Source organism: Achromobacter sp. HNDS-1, assembly GCF_040084795.1.
GTDB classification, from domain to species: domain Bacteria; phylum Pseudomonadota; class Gammaproteobacteria; order Burkholderiales; family Burkholderiaceae_B; genus Achromobacter; species Achromobacter ruhlandii.
The window spans coordinates 3,437,035-3,453,316 of record NZ_CP157584.1; the positions used below are offsets into that span (position 1 = coordinate 3,437,035).

Genomic DNA, 16,282 nt, shown 5'->3' on the forward strand with positions numbered 1-16,282 from the left:
TATTTTTCCTGTTTTGTGTCCCCATTTATTTTGATGTTTTTTGGCTGATCGAGTAACGCTCGCCCGCAGGCGCCGGCCGTGCCATCACCTCGCGCAGGCTCGCGCGAAGCGGGCATGAAAAAAGCGCCCGAAGGCGCTCTGTCAGGAAGTGGAGCCGGGGTTGCCGGTCCCGGAGCCAGTACCGGGCCCATTGCCAGGGCTGGTCGGCGCCGGCGATGGGGCCGGTGAGGGGGGAGCCGCCTGATCGGTGTCGGCCGTGGCCGGCGCGGCGGGCTTCTTGCGCGGGCGTCCGCGCTGGCCAGGGGCCACGCGCCGGCTGGCGGTGTGGGCCAGGCTGGCGATGAAGCTCGGGCCGCCCAGCGCCCATTGGCCCGAGACGGCTTGATCAATGCGCTGGGTTTCCTCGCGCGACAGGCCGTCCTGCAGGCGCTTGCGATAGTTGGCCTGGCGGTCGAACGGCGTATTGCCGCAGGCCCAGTAGTCGGCGTGGTCGGACTGCCACTGCGCCGGAGCGGCGGTGGTGTTGCCGGTATGGCTGGAGGCCGACGACCAGGGCCAGGAATCGGGGTCTTGGGAAGCGCCGCTACGCACCGGGTAGGTTTCCAGCCAGACCAGCGCCGGCAGCACCCACGCGCCGGGCTCGAGCAGGGCCGAGCGGTAGCGGCCGGCGAACACGCGGCCGCCCCGCAGGCGCGCGGCCAGGTTGCGGCCCAGCGTCTGCATCAGGCGCGGCAGGCCTTCCTCGTCGGCCGGGGTGGCCAGCAGCAGGATGCGGTCGTTGGCCAGCAGCCAGCCGTGCACCGACACCCGATGGCGCTGGGCGGATTCGCCCAGCCACGCGGCCAGTTGGTTGAGGATATCGGCCGGGGCGGGCTGGGACGGCGCCGCCAGCGGCTGAATGAAGTTGGCCTGCACCAGTTGGGGCAGCCCAGGGGCGTACAGACGGGGCAGACGGGCCATAGTGTCAGGGCTTGCGCTTCCAGAAGAACGGGTTGTCTTCTCTCACGTATATAAATAGTGCCACGGTGGACGCTGGTCAAGCCCCGTGATCACAATATGGGCACGGAATCGATACTTTTTGTGGGAAGGACTCCGTTTCGGGCAGGTTAACATTCGGCGACGGATCGTCGTAACGTGGATATACCCTAATCCCGCCCGAATTTTCTTCACTTTCAGACCCGGAGACCCCCGCCATGCCCGCCGCCCTGGAACTCATTTCCCAGCATCGCTGTTTCGGGGGCTCGCAGCGCTATTACCGCCACGAGTCGGCCGAGATCGGCCTGCCGATGCGATTTTCCGTGTTCGTGCCGCCGCAGGCCGAACAGGGCAAGGTGCCGGTGCTGTTCTACCTGGCCGGCCTGACCTGCACCGAGGAAACCTTCATGATCAAGGCGGGTGCCCAGCGCCTGGCCGCCGAGCTGGGGGTGATGCTGGTGGCGCCCGACACCAGCCCGCGGGGGGCCAACGTGCCCGGCGAAGATGAAAGCTGGGACCTGGGCACCGGCGCCGGTTTCTACCTGGACGCCACCACCGGCCCGTGGCGCGCCCATTACCGCATGGACAGCTACGTGACGCGCGAGCTGCACGCCCTCGTTACCAGCGCCCTGCCCGGCGACGCCGACCGGGTCGGCATCTTCGGGCATTCGATGGGCGGCCACGGCGCGCTGGTGCTGGCGCTGCGCAACCCGGGCAAGTACCGCTCGGTCTCGGCCTTTGCCCCGATCGCGGCGCCCAGCCTGTGCCCTTGGGGCAAGAAGGCGTTCGGCGCCTACCTGGGCGACAACCCCGACGATTGGGCCGCCTACGACGCCTCGGCGCTGATGCGCGGCCTGCGCCAGCCGTTTCCGGCAGGCATCCTGGTCGACCAGGGCACGGCCGACCAGTTCCTGGCCGAGCAGTTGTATCCCGAGGTATTCGAGGCCGCCTGCGCCACCGCCGGCCAGCCGCTGGAACTGCGCCGCCAGGATGGTTACGACCATGGCTATTACTTCATCTCGACGTTTATCGAGGATCACATCCGGTTTCACGTCGAACGGCTTGGAAAACCGGCCGCCTGACGCCCCGCTTCTATACTGGGCGGCCTGTCGTGGCAGGCCCGGTGCCCGGCCACGGCGTTCCCTGCATAGGATCGCCTGATTTGATCAACGGAATCGCTCCCTTCGTCTGGATCCTGCTGGCCGCGGTGATCGTGTTCCTGCCGGGCCTGGCGATGCTGCTGGGCCGGGGCGGCCCGCGCGACGAGCGCGGCCGGCGGACCTTCCAGTTCCGCCCGGTGCGGCGCCTGTTCGGCCTGATGCTGTTGCTGCTGGGCGGCGTGTCGGGGCTGCTGGCCCTGTCGCTGGTGCAATTCTTCCGCTTGACCACCGACGAGCCCGTGGCCCGTATCGAGGTGCGCCAGCAGGCCGAGGGCCAATACCAGGTCAACGCCACCGCGCCCGGGGTCGGCGCCAAGCAATATGTGCTGTACGGAGACCAATGGCAGATCGACGCTCGCGTGGTGCGCTGGCGCCTGCCCGCCCTGATGGCCGGCGCGCCGCCGCTGTACCGCCTGGAACGCCTGTCCGGCCGCTATAGCGACGCCGCGCGCGAAGCCACGGCCACGCGCTCGGTCCATGCCCTGGATGACTGGCCGGCGCCTGACCTGGGCTCGCTCAAGCAGAGTTTCCCGAACTGGTTCCCCTTCGTCGATGTCCAATTCGGCAGCGCGGCCTACATGCCGCTGTTCGACGGCGCCAAGTACCAGGTGTTCATGGATCCCCGCGGCGCGCTGTTCGTGCGCCCGGACGGCGAAGCCACCGCGGCGGGATTGAAGCGCCTGGGGTGGTAGCCAGCGGCGTCCAGCTCCGTGGCGGACCCGCCCGGCGAAGGCGGCATAGCCCTGGGAACAAGTCGGAAATTAAAATGGGGTCGCATTGCGTGGAGGAAACTTTGACGCGCCGCAATAGTCGAATTAGCACTCCCTTTACTAGAGTGCTAACATCGAATCCATGTCTTTACCCCTTCGCCTTCCGGAGACCGCCGCAATGAAGCAACCCAGTACCTCGTTGGCCACGTCCGGCAACGCCCTGGCGTTGGCCATCGCCAATCCGGGCGCGCTCGGCACCATCGACGCCTACATCTCGGCCGTGAACCGCCTGCCGGTCCTGTCGGCCGAACGTGAAACCGAACTCGGTCGCCGCCTGCGCGACAGCGAAGACCTGGGCGCCGCGCGCGAACTGGTGCTGTCGCACCTGCGCCTGGTGGTGTCGGTGGCGCGCCAGTACCTGGGCTATGGATTGCCCCACGCCGACCTGATCCAGGAAGGCAACGTCGGCCTGATGAAGGCCGTCAAGCGGTTCGACCCCGAGCGCGGCGTGCGCCTGGTGTCGTTCGCCGTGCACTGGATCAAGGCCGAGATCCACGAATACATCATCCGCAACTGGCGCCTGGTCAAGGTGGCCACCACCAAGGCGCAGCGCAAGCTGTTCTTCAACCTGCGCAGCATGCGCCCGGACGGCCAGACGCTGGATCCGGAACAGGTGGACCACATCGCGCGCGAACTCAACGTGCGCCGCGAAGACGTCAGCGAAATGGAAGTGCGTCTGTCCGGCCGCGACATGTCGCTCGAGAACCAGGACGACGATGACGACAGCTACGCGCCCATCGCCTACCTGTCCGACGAAGGCCGCCAGGAACCGACCCGCGTGCTGGAGCGCGCCGCCCGCGACCAGTTGCAGAGCTCGGGTCTGTCGAGCGCGCTGGAAGCGCTCGACCCGCGTTCGCGCCGCATCGTCGAGGCCCGTTGGTTGCAGGACGACGGTGGCGCCACGCTGCACGAACTGGCGCAGGAATTCGGCGTGTCGGCCGAACGCATCCGCCAGATCGAGGCCGCCGCGTTGAAGAAGATGCGTGGCAACCTGGCCGCCTGAATCTCCCCGCCGCAAGCATGCACAGGGCCGCGAATTCGCGGCCCTTTTTCTTGCGACGGCCGCATGGCGGCCGGATTGGACGTCGAGGCGGGGTTATCCTGGCGCGCCAATAAATTGATACAAATTCGCCTCGAATTAACGCGCAATTTCAGAAACTTAATGAAGTTCGGGCCGCCTAACTTCACGTAGACCGCGAACTTCGGTTAGCAGTCTTGTCATCCGTCTCGGCTTCTCCTCTTTCCCCTCCCCTATGAGACGGATGCTTGCGGGGCACCACGCATATGGTGCCCCGTTTTTTATTGCGCGCGCGCAACGCGCGCGGCCGGTTCAGGCCGCCTGCGCACTGTCCGGCCCGGCCTGCGCCGCCTGCCACAGCGCGTCCTGCACGCGTCGCACGCCGGTCGCCATGGAGCCGTCCTGGTAGAGCTTGATCCAGCGGTAGCCGGGCGCGAGGTTGTCGACCACATGCTTGCCGTCGCGGATGCTGAACTGGAAGCAGGTGGACGGCGTGGCCAGCAGGCGCAAGTTGTGGCGGCGGCGATCGAATTCGTGGTGCACATGGCCCCACAGCAGTACCCGCACCTGCGGCCAGCGGGTCAACCGCTTGAACAGCGCCTGCGGGTTGTCGATCATCATCGAGTCGTGCCAGTGGCTGTCGATCTGCATCGGGTTGTGGTGCATGGCCAGCAGCGTATGGCGTCCCGGGGCTTCGGCCAGGGCAGCCTCCAGCATGTCCAGTTCGCTGTCGGGCAGGTGGCCGGCGTTCGAGCCGGGCACCGTGGTGTCCAGCGAGATCACGCGCCAGGCGCCGACGTCGCTCACCGGCGTCGACCATTCGGGCAGTTCCTGGCGCATCGCGGACGGCAGGTCGTGGTTGCCGGGCAGGCAGCGGATGCGGGCGCGCTCCAGCGCGGGCGCGGCCTCCAGCAGCGCGGCCAGGCGTCGGTAGGCGGCGGGTTCCCCATCCTGGGACAGGTCTCCGGTGGCCAGGAGCAGGTCGGGGTGCTTGCCGTCGGCTTCGATCTGGCGCAGCACGGCACGCAGGCTGGCGTCGGTATTGACGCCCAGCATCACGGTGTCGGGCTCGCCGAACAGATGGCAATCGGTCAATTGGACAAGCATGGCCGGGGCATCGTTGCGCCGGGCCAGGGTGTGGACGCGTGCCAAGTGCGGCTCCTGCGAAGTTTCTGCACGGCCCCCTACCTTACCGAAAAATCGCGTCGCGGCGCGTATCGCGTGGCCCGATCGGGGTAACGAAACGTGCGTCCGAACAATCTGTTCGCCGGAATCGACCGGAAAACCCGCTATTCTTGTCGAACTTCTCACAAGCTTCATGATCGGGACGCGGCGCTATCCATGGATGTAGGTTTTCTCGTATTCGGCCTGGCCGGGCTGTTGACCCTGGTGTGCTTCATGCCGCCGCTGGCTGGTCGCCTCAAGCTGCCGTACTCGGTGCTGCTGGCGATCGTCGGCTGCCTGCTGGGCATCATCGTGCACGTCCATGGCTGGGCGCCGAGCTGGATCGGCGATTTCCTCGACTCGCTGGAACGATTCGAGATTTCCTCCGAGACCTTCCTGATGGTGTTCCTGCCGGTGCTGCTGTTCGAGACCGCGCTGTCCATGAACGTGCGGCGCCTGATGGACGACATCGGCCCGATCCTGATGATGGCGATCGTGGCCGTGGTGGTGTGCACCGTGGTGGTGGGCGTGACGCTGAACGCGATCTCGCCCTATGGCCTGGTGGTCTGCCTGCTGCTGGGCGCCATCGTGGCGACCACCGATCCGGTGGCGGTGGTGGGCATCTTCCGCGAGGTGGGCGCGCCCAAGCGCCTGACCACGCTGGTGGAAGGCGAAAGCCTGTTCAACGACGCCGCGTCCATCGCCTTGTACTCGGTGCTGCTGGCGGTGCTGGGCGGCCATGGCGAGTTGACGGCCAGCGGCATCTTCAATGATTTCATCGTGCACTTCATCGGCGGCGGCATCGCCGGTTTCGCCATGGGGCGCCTGGCCTGTTTCCTGTTCGCCTGGCTGCGCGGCTTTCCCACGGCCGAGATCACGCTGACGCTGACGCTGGCCTATCTGTCCTTCTTCATCTCCGAGCACTACCTGAACGTGTCGGGCGTGGTCGCCACGGTGATCGCCGGCCTGGTGGTGGGGTCGACCGGCCGCACCCGCATGTCGCCCACCACCTTCGAGTACCTGTCGAGCGCCTGGGAACAATTCGGCTTCTGGGCCAACTCCCTCATCTTCCTGTTCGCGGCCATGCTGATCCCCAAGCTGATGGCGGCGGCCGACTGGCAGGAACTGGTGCTGGTGGCGGTGGTGTTCGTGGCGACGCTGGTGGCGCGGGCCATCGTGGTGTTCGGGCTGCTGCCGTTGCTGGGGCTGACCAAGTTGGGCACCAAGGTCAGCAATCCCTACAAGGTGGTGATGCTATGGGGGGGCCTGCGCGGCGCGGTGTCGCTGGCGCTGGCGCTGGCCGTGACCGAGCAGACCGGCGTGGCCGAAGAGGCGCGCCAGTTCATCGCGGTGGCCACCACCGGCTTCGTGCTGCTGACGCTGTTCGTCAATGGCATCAGCCTGCGCCCGCTGATCCGCATGCTGGGGCTGAACCAGCTGTCGCCGGTCGAGCGCACCATCCGCAACCAGGCGCTGGCGGTGGCGCTGGAGGACCTGCAGGGCAAGACCGAGGAAGTGGCCAAGACCGAGCACATCGGCAGCGAGGTGCGCGACCGCATCCGCGCGGTGTTCGACGCCAGCCTGACCAGCGTGCACGACGGCCAGGTCAGCCAGATGAGCGACGAGCAGCGCGTGGCCGTCGGGCTGGCGATCGTGGCGCAGCGCGAGGAGGAAATGTTCTTCGACATCCTCAAGGCGCAGATCGTCGACTGGCGCATGGCGGAAACGCTGCTGGCGCGGGCCGAACGGCTGGAGGACGCGATCCGCATGGGCGGGGTGCCGGGCTTCGAGCGCGCCATCGTCGCCGACGTGCGCTATTCCACCGGCTTCCGGCTGGCCCTGCGGGTGCACTACCTGTTCGGTTTCCAGGGCTGGCTGGCGCGCGAACTGGGCCAGCGTTTCGCCAACCTGATGAGCAAGCGGTCGGTGGCGCAGCGCCTGATCGTGTTCGCGCGCGAACAGATTACGCCGCTGCTGGGCGAGACCGCCACACAGCGCATCGTGGCGCTGCACCAGCGCCGCCTGGACCTGATCGAGAACGCCATGCAGGCGCTGAACCTGCAATATCCGTCGTACGCGCAGTGGTTGCAGGAAAGCTATCTGGGCCGGGTGGCGCGCGAGCTGGAGCGGATCCGCTACCGCGACATGCTGGAACAGTTCCTGATCAGCGGCGAGGTCTACGCCGACCTGATGGCGCAGTTGAAGAGCCGCTGGGCGCACATCGACACGCATCCGCCGCTGGACATCGAGATGAGCGCGGCCGACCTGATCAAGCGCGTGCCGCTGTTCGAGGGGTTGTCGGCCGATTCGCTGCGCGCCATCAGCAAACTGCTCAAACCGCGCCTGTCGTTGCCCGACCAGCGCGTGCTGACCAAGGGCCGGCATGGCGAAGAGATGTGTTTCGTGGCGTCGGGCGCGGTGGCGGTGCACCTGCCGGACAACACCATGATCGAGCTGGGCAGCGGCGAGTTCTTCGGCGAACTCGGGCTGTTGGGCGAACAGCAGATCGCGCCCGAGGTGACCTCGCTGGGCTACAGCAAGCTGCTGATGCTGTCATCGCGCGATTTCCATGCCCTGCTGGCGCGCGACGAACATCTGCGCGAGCGCATCCAGGTGGTGGCCAAGCAGCGCCTGCGCGCCATCGAGGTGTGGAAGCAGTTCTCGCAGGCCAATGCGGCGCAGGCGCAGGCGCCCGTCCAGGCGCCGGTGCCCTCGCCGGCGCAGGCGGCGGAAGCGGCCGAGGCCGCGGGCGCCGACAGCGAGCTGGATACGCGGGCGGTGCAGGCGCTGCGGGCGGCCGAACCGGGCGCGCCCCGCGCGTCCGAGGCACGGCCGGCCGTGCCGCAGCAGGTCGAGACCCATGTCGCCACGCCGCGGCAGGTCGAGACGCAGCCGGCCGAAACGCCGTCGGCCACGCCGCGGCAGGTCGAGACGCGCCAGGTTGAAACGCGTGAATCGGACGCGGCGCCGGGGGGCGCCAGCGCCTGACGGCGGGCGGCGCGCCGGTTCAGATTTCGCCGGCCGCGCGGCGCCGCATGATGTCTTCGAGGATCACCAGCGCCGCTTCCAGCGTGAATTCGCCTTCGGCCACGCGGCGCACGACCGTGTCGACGTCGGCCGCGTCGATTTCCATGACTTCGCCATCGCGGTTCGCCGGCCGGGCGTCGGCCGCCAGCACACAGGTGCTGGTGAGCACGTCCTCGACCTGGTAGCCCTCGGGCAGCCGGCGATGGATGCGCAGGATGGTGCGCAGCGGCGTGCGCTGCGTCAGGTCCGGCGCGTCCAGGCCGGCTTCCTCCCCGCATTCGCGCACCAGGGCGGTTTCCAGGGATTCACCGCTGCCGGCCAGTCCGCCCACCAGGGTGTCCCACATGCCGGGGTCGGTGGACTTGCTGAGCGCGCGCCGGGCGATCCAGATGCGGCCGTCCGGGGTCCAGGCGTTCAGGTGCACGGCCTTGGTCAGCAGGCCCAGCGGCCGCACCGCGGCGCGCTCGATGACGCCCAGCGCGGCATCGCCATCCAGCACGTCCAGCAGTTCATCGCGCCAGCCGCGCAGGCAGTTGGCTTGGCGCAACAGTTGCGCGACCTGTTCGAGCGCCGCGTCCAGGGCCGCGCCGGGCGACAGCCTCGCGCCGATGTGCAAGGCGTCGGCATCGGACTCGATATGGGCGGCGCCCTGCAAGGCATCGCAGGCGGCATGCGTGGCCCAGCCGCAGCGGCGCCCCGCTATATAGAGCGCGTGCGCGCCAACCGGGGCGGGCTCCTGGGCCCGTGCGCTCAGGGCGGCATACAGATCGGACAACTGTTTGGGCATCGTGAGGCGGTGTTAATAAGACTGTCCGCGATTTTATGCCACCCCTGTTTACCCTGGGTCGTGAACGAACGCGCGCAGATGGGGGCGGGCGGTATGAATTCAAGAGCACAAACTTACATCCATTTGCGCGTCCGCTATAATCCGCCAGTTTCTTTGTGATTTCGAGTGGGAACGCGGGGGCCGCTCTATCTCCCCCTGCCTAACCCTGCCATCTAATAATTGCGCGTAGTCCTGTTGCAGTGACATCCGTGCCAACAGGCGACAAGGGCCCTCGCGCCGTGTTTCGAGGTAAGCATGAAGAAGTGGAGAGGGATACTGGGCGCTTGTGCGCTGCTGATTGGCAGCGCGGCCATTGCCCAGGTGCAAGACATGCCCGGCGGCCCGAAGGTCAATCAGCTGAACCTGCATGAAGGCGTTACGCAGATCACGCGTGATGTCATGTGGTTGCACTGGCTACTGCTCACGATCTGTATTGTGATTTTCGTGGGCGTCTTCGGAGTGATGTTCTACTCCATCTGGGCGCACCGGAAATCCCGCGGACACAAGGCCGCGACCTTCCACGAACACCTCGGCGTGGAAGTGGCCTGGACGGTCATCCCCTTCATCATCGTCATCGCCATGGCGCTGCCGGCCACCAAGACGGTCGTCGCCATGAAAGACACTTCCAGCGCCGACCTGACCATCAAGGTCACCGGCTACCAGTGGAAGTGGGGCTACGAATACCTCGACGGCCCCGCCGCTGGCGTCAAGTTCCTCGCCACCCTGTCCACGCCGCGCGCCCAGATCGAAGGCCGCGAGCCCAAGGGCCAGTTCTACCTGATGGAAACGGACAACCACATGGTGGTGCCCGTGGACAAGAAGGTGCGCGTCGTCCTGACCGCCGCCGACGTCATCCACTCCTGGATGATCCCGGACTTCGGCGTCAAGCAGGACGCGATCCCCGGTTTCCTGCGCGACGCCTGGTTCCGCGCCGAAAAGCCCGGTATCTACCGTGGCCAGTGCGCCGAACTGTGCGGCAAGGACCACGCCTTCATGCCCATCGTCGTGGAAGTCCTGGCGCAAGCGGACTACGATAAGTGGGTTGAGGACCAAAAGAAGAAGATGGCGGCAAACGCCGACGATCCCAATAAAGAGTGGACGGAAGCCGAACTGGTTGCCCGTGGCGAGAAGGTCTTCGCCGCCAATTGCGTGGCCTGTCACCAGGCCAACGGCAAGGGCATCCCGGGCAGCTTCCCCGCCCTCGATGGAGACAAGGTTGTGCTGGGCCCGAAAGCCGCCCAGATCAACACCGTGCTGAAGGGCAAGCCCGGAACCGCCATGGCGGCGTTCGGTCCCCAGCTCAATGATGTCGAGATCGCCGCGGTCATCAGCTATACGCGCCATGCCTGGAGCAACGCCGGCAAGGGGCAGGACCCGACAGTGATGCCGAAGGACGTGGCGGCCGCGCGTTGATCGCGCCCGCTTCCCAACGCAGAGCTGGTTCCGTTTAGTCAGAGATACCCTGCCGGTTCCGTGGAACGGAGCCGGCACTCAGCAGGAAGGAGTCCATCATGAGCAGCGTCACTGTAGACCACGTGTCGCCGGGCCACGGCCACGGTCACGATGACCACCACCACGCCACCCCCACCGGCTGGCGCCGCTGGCTTTTCGCCACCAACCACAAAGACATCGGGACGATGTATCTCATCTTCTCGTTCGTCATGCTGCTCGAAGGCGGCACGCTGGCGCTGCTGCTGCGTACCGAGCTGTTCGAGCCGGGCCTGCAGTTCTTCCGCCCCGAACTGTTCAACCAGTTCACCACCATGCACGGCCTGATCATGGTGTTCGGCGCCATCATGCCGGCGTTCGTGGGCTTCGCGAACTGGATGATCCCGATGCAGATCGGCGCGTCCGACATGGCCTTCGCCCGCATGAACAACTTCAGCTTCTGGCTGCTGCCGGTAGCCGCGATCATGCTGACGGCCTCGTTCTTCGTGCCGGGCGGCGCCACCGCCGCCGGCTGGACGCTGTACGCGCCGCTGTCGCTGCAGATGGGTCCGGGCATGGACCTGGCCATCTTCGCCATGCACATCATGGGCGCGTCCTCGATCATGGGCGCCATCAACATCATCGTGACCGTGCTGAACATGCGCGCGCCGGGCATGACGCTGATGAAGATGCCGCTGTTCTGCTGGACCTGGCTGATCACCGCGTTCCTGCTGCTTGCCGTGATGCCGGTGCTGGCCGCCGCCATCACCATGGTGCTGACCGACCGCCACTTCGGCACCGGCTTCTTCAACGCCGCCGCCGGCGGCGACCCGGTGCTGTACCAGCACGTGTTCTGGTTCTTCGGGCACCCCGAGGTCTACATCATGATCCTGCCGGCGTTCGGTATCGTGTCGGCCATCGTGCCCGCGTTCGCCCGCAAGAAGCTGTTCGGCTACGCCTCGATGGTGTATGCCACCGCCTCGATCGCCGTGCTGTCGTTCATCGTCTGGGCCCACCACATGTTCACGACGGGCATGCCGGTGACCGGCCAGCTGTATTTCATGTACGCCACCATGCTCATCTCCATCCCGACCGGGGTGAAGGTGTTCAACTGGGTCGCCACCATGTGGCGCGGCTCGATGACGTTCGAGACGCCGATGCTGTTCTCGATCGGCTTCATCTTCGTGTTCACCATGGGCGGCTTCACCGGCCTGATCCTGTCGGTGGCGCCGATCGACATCCAGGTTCACGACACGTATTACGTGGTGGCCCACTTCCACTACGTGCTGGTGGCCGGCTCGCTGTTCGCGCTGTTCGCCGGCACCTACTACTGGCTGCCCAAGTGGACCGGCCGCATGTACAGCGAAAAGCTGGGCAAGCTGCATTTCTGGTCGACGCTGATCTCGTTCAACGTGACCTTCTTCCCGATGCACTTCCTGGGCCTGGCCGGCATGCCGCGCCGCTATGCCGACTACGCCGCGCAGTTCACGACGTTCCACCAGATCGCCACCATTGGCGCCTTCTGGTTCGGCCTGTCGCAGCTGATCTTCCTGTGGGCGGTGCTGCGCTGCTACATGGGCAAGGGCGAGAAGGCCACCGCCAAGCCGTGGGAAGGCGCCGAAGGCCTGGAATGGACGGTGCCGTCGCCCGCCCCGTTCCACACTTTCGAAACGCCGCCCGAAGTCAAGTGAGCGCCGATTCCAACCCCGCAACAGGCAGCATGGCAATGACCCCCGAGCAGCGCCGACGCAACAAGATCGCAGGACTGATTCTGCTGGTATTCGTCATTGCCGTGTTCGCCTGGACCGTGTTCCGCGGTTCGGCGTTGTTGACGGGCAAGGCCATCGGCGGCTAGCGAACCATGAGCGACGACCTGCGTGAATCCGCCCAGCGCAAGCTGAGTTTTCTTCAGACGATGAAGGCGGTGGCGTGGGGGTTTTTCGGCGTCCGCAAGGGCGCGGGCTACCGCGAGGACAGCGCCAGGCTCAATCCCGTGCACGTGATCGTGGCGGGACTGTTGGCGGCGGCGATCTTCGTGACCGTGCTGGTGTTAATTGTGCGTTGGGCGGTTTCCAGCCTGACTTGAATCACTTAATTCTATAAATCAGTACCAGGGAGAAAGCCATGAGTGCAAGCCACTCGGTTCAAGGTAAAGAGGCACCCTATTACTACGTGCCCGCCGATTCGGGGCATCCCGTGCGCACGGCGGTGGCGCTGCTGCTCATGGGCCTGGGCGCCGCCGGCTGGATCAACGGCGTGAGCTGGGCCAAGTGGTCGGTGCTGGCCGGCTTCATCGCGCTGATCGTGGTGCTGTACTACTGGTTCGGCGACGCCATCCAGGAATCCGAGGCCGGCATGAACAGCAAGCGCATCGACGGGTCGTACCGTTGGGGCATGAGCTGGTTCATCTTCTCGGAAGTGATGTTCTTCGCGGCGTTCTTCGGCGCCCTGTGGTACGTGCGCACCATCACCACGCCGTGGCTGGGCGACATGGACCACCGCCTGATGCTGTGGCCCGATTTCCAGGCGGTGTGGCCCAACTTCGGCCCGGCCGGCGTGGTCGAGCACTTCCAGACCGTGGGCCCCTTCTGGCTGCCGACGATCAACACCGCGCTGCTGCTGAGCTCGGGCGTGACGCTGACCATCGCCCACCACGCGCTGCGCGAGAACCATCGCGGCAAGACCATGTTCTGGCTGGCCGCCACGGTCATCCTGGGTTTCATCTTCGTGGCCTGCCAGGCCGCCGAATACCACCATGCGTACACCGAGCTGAACCTGAAGTTCAATTCGGGCGCCTACGGTTCGCTGTTCTATATGCTGACCGGCTTCCACGGCTTTCACGTGATCCTGGGCGCCACGATGCTGACGGTCATCCTGATCCGCCTGATGCGCGGCCATTTCCGGCCCGATCACCACTTCGGCTTCGAAGGCGCCGCCTGGTACTGGCACTTCGTGGACGTGGTGTGGCTGGGCCTGTACCTGTTCGTCTACTGGTTCTGAGGCGCGAGCCCGGCGCTGCCGGGCCGGCGGCTGGACGGGGCGAGGCTGGCGGGCCGCCGGGAAACCGGCGCCGCGGGCCTCGCCCTTCGCTCGACGGCGGTCCGTGTTCCAATAGGCGGCTGGACGCGCGCCGGGAACCGGCGGCCAGCGGGGCTATCTAAGCCCGGTGCTTTCGATCCAGCCCATGTGGTGGGCGAACAGCACGAACAGAAACAGGGCCACCGACAGGCCGATGCGCACCGTCAGCGCGTTGACCGTGCGGTTGGTGCTGCCTTTGTCCCGCATCAGGTAGACCAGGGCGGATGCCAGACTGGCCAGGATACCGATGAAGGCCAGTACGACGAAAACGCGCATGATGGTCTCCGGACAAAATCGATTGATTCAATACAGATGGCCCGACCGCATTCAACCCGCTACACGGTAGCCGCTTTGCTCCTGCTGGGGATCGCCGTGGTGATCCTGGCCTCGCTGGGCCAATGGCAACTGCGGCGGGCCGACGAGCGACGCGACATTCTGGCGGCTATCGAGGCCGGCCGCAAGCAAGCGCCGCTGGTGCTGGCGCCGTCAACCGCGCCGGCCGACCTGAAGCCGTGGCGCGTGGCGCAGGCCAGCGGCACCTGGCTGCCTGAATTCAGTGTACTGCTGGACAACCGCAACCACGATGGCAAGCCGGGCTACTGGCTGGCCACGCCGCTGCTGCTGGATGCGGAAAAGCGCACGGCGGTGCTGGTGCTGCGCGGCTGGCTGCCGCGGGTGATCCAGGGCCAGGGCGCTCCGGTGCTGCCCGCCGCGCCTGAAGGCGTACAGACCATCAAGGGCGAGCTGTCGCCGCGCGTGCCGCGCATGTTCGAGCTGTGGTCGCTGGGCGGCCAGGACGCCTCCAGCCTGCCTGCCACGCTGCCGGCGCCCGGCGGCGTCGTGCCGCAGGTGCAGAACCTGCCGCTGGAGGCCTACGCAAAGGCCACCGGACTGACCCTGCTGCCCACGGTGGTGAGCCAGTTTGGCCTGGGCGAGGACGACGGGCTGGTGCACGACTGGCCGCAGCCGTCGGTGAATTTCCAGCAGAACACGATCTACGCGGTAGAGTGGTTCTCTTTTGCCTTGTTCGCCGCGATTGCGTGGCTGGTGGTGCTGGGGGGCGCCATCAAGCGCATGCGCCAACGCGCGGCCAACGACCCGGCGGCCTGAACGGCGGCCTTCCCGACAACAGGATTTCGAATCAACGTGGCTCGCGACATGACTGCTTCCCAACCCGCCCGGCGCTCGCTGACGCCGATGGTGCTGGTGTTCCTGTGCACGCTGGCGCCGATCGTGGCGGCCTTCGTGGTCTATATGAACCCGCAATGGTGGCCGGCCGACGCCAGCAACTACGGCCGGCTGGTCGAACCGCAGCGGCCCGTCCCCGCGCCCGAGGCGCTCAAGCTGACCACGCTGGACGGCAAGCCGTTCGACCTGCAGAGCCTGAAGGGCAAGTGGCTGCTGGTCGCGGCCGACGGCGCGGCCTGCCCGGAAAGCTGCGCCCGCAAGCTCTACATCACCCGCAATACCCACGCCAGCCAGGGCAAGAACGTCGATCGCCTGGCGCGCGTCTGGTTTATCACCGACGACGGCCCGGTGCCGGACAAGGTGTTGGAGGCCTACCAGGGCACGATCATGCTGCGCGCCGATCCGGACCAGCTGGCGCGCTTCCTGCTGGCGCGCGACGCCGCGGCCGGCCAGCCCGGCCTGGCGCAGCCGATCTGGGTGATCGATCCCCTGGGCAACCTGATGATGCAGTATCCCGCCGACGCCGACGGCGTGAAGGTGCGCAAGGACATCAGCAAGCTGGTCTATAACTCGCGCATCGGTTGAATCGGTATTTCGTTGATTTCCATGGAACGCATCAAAGCGCGGTATCGCAAACTCGTCTTCTTCACCTGGTTCCTGACGCTGGACCTGATCATGTTCGGCGCCTTCGTGCGCCTGACGGACTCGGGCCTGGGCTGCCCGGACTGGCCCGGCTGCTACGGCAGCGTCACGCCGCTGGGGGCGATGGGCGATATCCACGAGGCCTCGCAGGCCATGCCGTTCGGGCCGGTGACCTTGTCCAAGGCCTGGATCGAGATGATCCACCGCTACGTCGGCTCGATCCTGGGCATGCTGATCATCGGCATCGTCTACATGGCCTGGCGCTACCGCCGCGAACTGGGCCGCTCGCCGGCCCTGGCGGTGACGACGCTGGTGGCCGTGTGCGTGCAGGGCGCGTTCGGCGCCTGGACCGTGACCCACAAGCTGATGCCCGCCGTGGTCACGGCGCACCTGGTGTTCGGCCTGTCGGTGCTGGCGCTGATGACCTGGCTGTCGGCGCGCGAACGCCCGCACCATGCGGTGGCCGCCGCGGCGCGGCGCTTCAAGCCCTGGGTGATCGGCGGCTTCGTGCTGCTGCTGATCCAGGTGACGCTGGGCGGCTGGGTCAGCACCAACTACGCGGCGCTGGCCTGCATGGATTTCCCCATGTGCCACGGCAAGTGGGTGCCGGACATGGACTTCCATGGCGGCTATTCCATCATCCGCGGGCTGGGCGAACTGCCGTCCGGGGAAATGATTTCGCAGCCGGCGCTGACGGCGATCCACTGGGTGCACCGCAATTTCGCCTTCGTCGTGTTTGCCTACCTGGGCGTGCTGGCCTGGCGCCTGCGGGCCGACCGCGGCCTGCGGGGACCGGCCACGCTCATGCTGGCGCTGCTGGGCGCCCAGTTGCTGACCGGCCTGACGACGATCTTCTTCCAGTGGCCTTTGTTGATCGCGGTGTTGCACAATGGCGGGGCCGCCGGCCTGACGCTGGCCGCGGTGGTCCTGATGGTGCGCCTGTCCACCGCGGGCGGGGCGCCGGCCGGGGGCTACGGCCCCAATTCGGTGCGCGTTTAAAATAGGG

At 66.5% G+C, this 16,282-nt stretch carries 16 protein-coding genes; 12 read left to right on the plus strand and 4 right to left on the minus strand.

Annotated elements, in window-relative coordinates; all coding sequences use genetic code 11:
• Positions 1-141 precede the first annotated feature (141 nt).
• Positions 142-960 carry a hypothetical protein gene (locus ABFG95_RS15955; RefSeq protein ID WP_049070621.1) on the minus strand — a complete coding sequence of 273 codons (819 nt, stop codon included), beginning with the start codon at positions 958-960 and terminating at the stop codon, positions 142-144.
• 233 nt (positions 961-1,193) lie between these two features.
• Between ABFG95_RS15955 and fghA the strand changes: the two genes are divergently transcribed.
• The 3 genes from fghA (at position 1,194) to rpoH (ending at position 3,908) form a co-directional block, all read left to right on the plus strand.
• On the plus strand, positions 1,194-2,057 hold the full coding sequence (fghA, locus tag ABFG95_RS15960; RefSeq protein WP_054418414.1) for an S-formylglutathione hydrolase: 864 nt from the start codon (positions 1,194-1,196) through the stop codon (positions 2,055-2,057).
• Between the two features lie 80 nt (positions 2,058-2,137).
• Positions 2,138-2,827 (plus strand): hypothetical protein, encoded by a 690-nt coding sequence (locus ABFG95_RS15965; RefSeq protein ID WP_054418416.1) that lies wholly within the window; start codon positions 2,138-2,140, stop codon positions 2,825-2,827.
• Positions 2,828-3,023: 196 nt separating this feature from the next.
• Positions 3,024-3,908 (plus strand): RNA polymerase sigma factor RpoH, encoded by an 885-nt coding sequence (rpoH, locus tag ABFG95_RS15970; protein ID WP_006388088.1) that lies wholly within the window; start codon positions 3,024-3,026, stop codon positions 3,906-3,908.
• Positions 3,909-4,235: 327 nt separating this feature from the next.
• Here the strand turns inward: rpoH and ABFG95_RS15975 are convergent, their stop codons facing one another.
• Positions 4,236-5,075 carry a phosphodiesterase gene (locus tag ABFG95_RS15975; protein WP_312477983.1) on the minus strand — a complete coding sequence of 280 codons (840 nt, stop codon included), beginning with the start codon at positions 5,073-5,075 and terminating at the stop codon, positions 4,236-4,238.
• Positions 5,076-5,264: 189 nt separating this feature from the next.
• Between ABFG95_RS15975 and ABFG95_RS15980 the strand changes: the two genes are divergently transcribed.
• Complete coding sequence (locus ABFG95_RS15980; protein ID WP_348994761.1) at positions 5,265-8,075, plus strand: cation:proton antiporter; 2,811 nt, start codon at positions 5,265-5,267, stop codon at positions 8,073-8,075.
• Positions 8,076-8,094: 19 nt separating this feature from the next.
• Here ABFG95_RS15980 and ABFG95_RS15985 read toward each other — a convergent pair whose 3' ends face one another.
• Positions 8,095-8,901 (minus strand): DUF4743 domain-containing protein, encoded by an 807-nt coding sequence (locus ABFG95_RS15985; RefSeq protein ID WP_278990335.1) that lies wholly within the window; start codon positions 8,899-8,901, stop codon positions 8,095-8,097.
• Between the two features lie 294 nt (positions 8,902-9,195).
• On the opposite strand from ABFG95_RS15985, the gene coxB reads away from it, so the two are divergent.
• The 5 genes from coxB (at position 9,196) to ABFG95_RS16010 (ending at position 13,368) form a co-directional block, all read left to right on the plus strand.
• Complete coding sequence (gene coxB / locus ABFG95_RS15990) at positions 9,196-10,353, plus strand: cytochrome c oxidase subunit II (RefSeq protein WP_049070634.1); 1,158 nt, start codon at positions 9,196-9,198, stop codon at positions 10,351-10,353.
• A 98-nt stretch (positions 10,354-10,451) separates the two neighbouring features.
• Positions 10,452-12,059, plus strand: a complete 1,608-nt coding sequence (gene ctaD, locus ABFG95_RS15995; protein WP_049070636.1) for a cytochrome c oxidase subunit I — start codon at positions 10,452-10,454, stop codon at positions 12,057-12,059.
• 35 nt (positions 12,060-12,094) lie between these two features.
• Positions 12,095-12,223 (plus strand): cytochrome oxidase small assembly protein, encoded by a 129-nt coding sequence (locus ABFG95_RS16000; protein ID WP_006392370.1) that lies wholly within the window; start codon positions 12,095-12,097, stop codon positions 12,221-12,223.
• Between the two features lie 6 nt (positions 12,224-12,229).
• A complete protein-coding gene (locus ABFG95_RS16005; protein ID WP_006392371.1) occupies positions 12,230-12,454 on the plus strand; it encodes a DUF2970 domain-containing protein in 225 nt (74 codons plus the stop codon).
• A 38-nt stretch (positions 12,455-12,492) separates the two neighbouring features.
• Entirely contained in the window at positions 12,493-13,368 is an 876-nt protein-coding gene (locus ABFG95_RS16010; RefSeq protein ID WP_024067442.1) for a cytochrome c oxidase subunit 3, read from the plus strand.
• A gap of 153 nt (positions 13,369-13,521) precedes the next feature.
• Here ABFG95_RS16010 and ABFG95_RS16015 read toward each other — a convergent pair whose 3' ends face one another.
• Complete coding sequence (locus ABFG95_RS16015) at positions 13,522-13,722, minus strand: twin transmembrane helix small protein (RefSeq protein ID WP_006392373.1); 201 nt, start codon at positions 13,720-13,722, stop codon at positions 13,522-13,524.
• A gap of 36 nt (positions 13,723-13,758) precedes the next feature.
• Here ABFG95_RS16015 and ABFG95_RS16020 point away from each other — a divergent pair, with 36 nt between their 5' ends.
• The 3 genes from ABFG95_RS16020 to ABFG95_RS16030 are packed head-to-tail and all read left to right on the plus strand — an operon-like array spanning position 13,759 to position 16,275.
• Positions 13,759-14,556, plus strand: coding sequence for an SURF1 family protein (locus ABFG95_RS16020; RefSeq protein WP_348994762.1), 798 nt, complete (start codon positions 13,759-13,761; stop codon positions 14,554-14,556).
• A gap of 48 nt (positions 14,557-14,604) precedes the next feature.
• On the plus strand, positions 14,605-15,219 hold the full coding sequence (locus tag ABFG95_RS16025; RefSeq protein WP_049070640.1) for a membrane protein: 615 nt from the start codon (positions 14,605-14,607) through the stop codon (positions 15,217-15,219).
• A 21-nt stretch (positions 15,220-15,240) separates the two neighbouring features.
• Positions 15,241-16,275: a COX15/CtaA family protein gene (locus tag ABFG95_RS16030; RefSeq protein ID WP_049070642.1), complete on the plus strand. Its 1,035-nt coding sequence runs from the start codon at positions 15,241-15,243 to the stop codon at positions 16,273-16,275.
• The last annotated feature ends 7 nt before the right edge of the window (positions 16,276-16,282 follow it).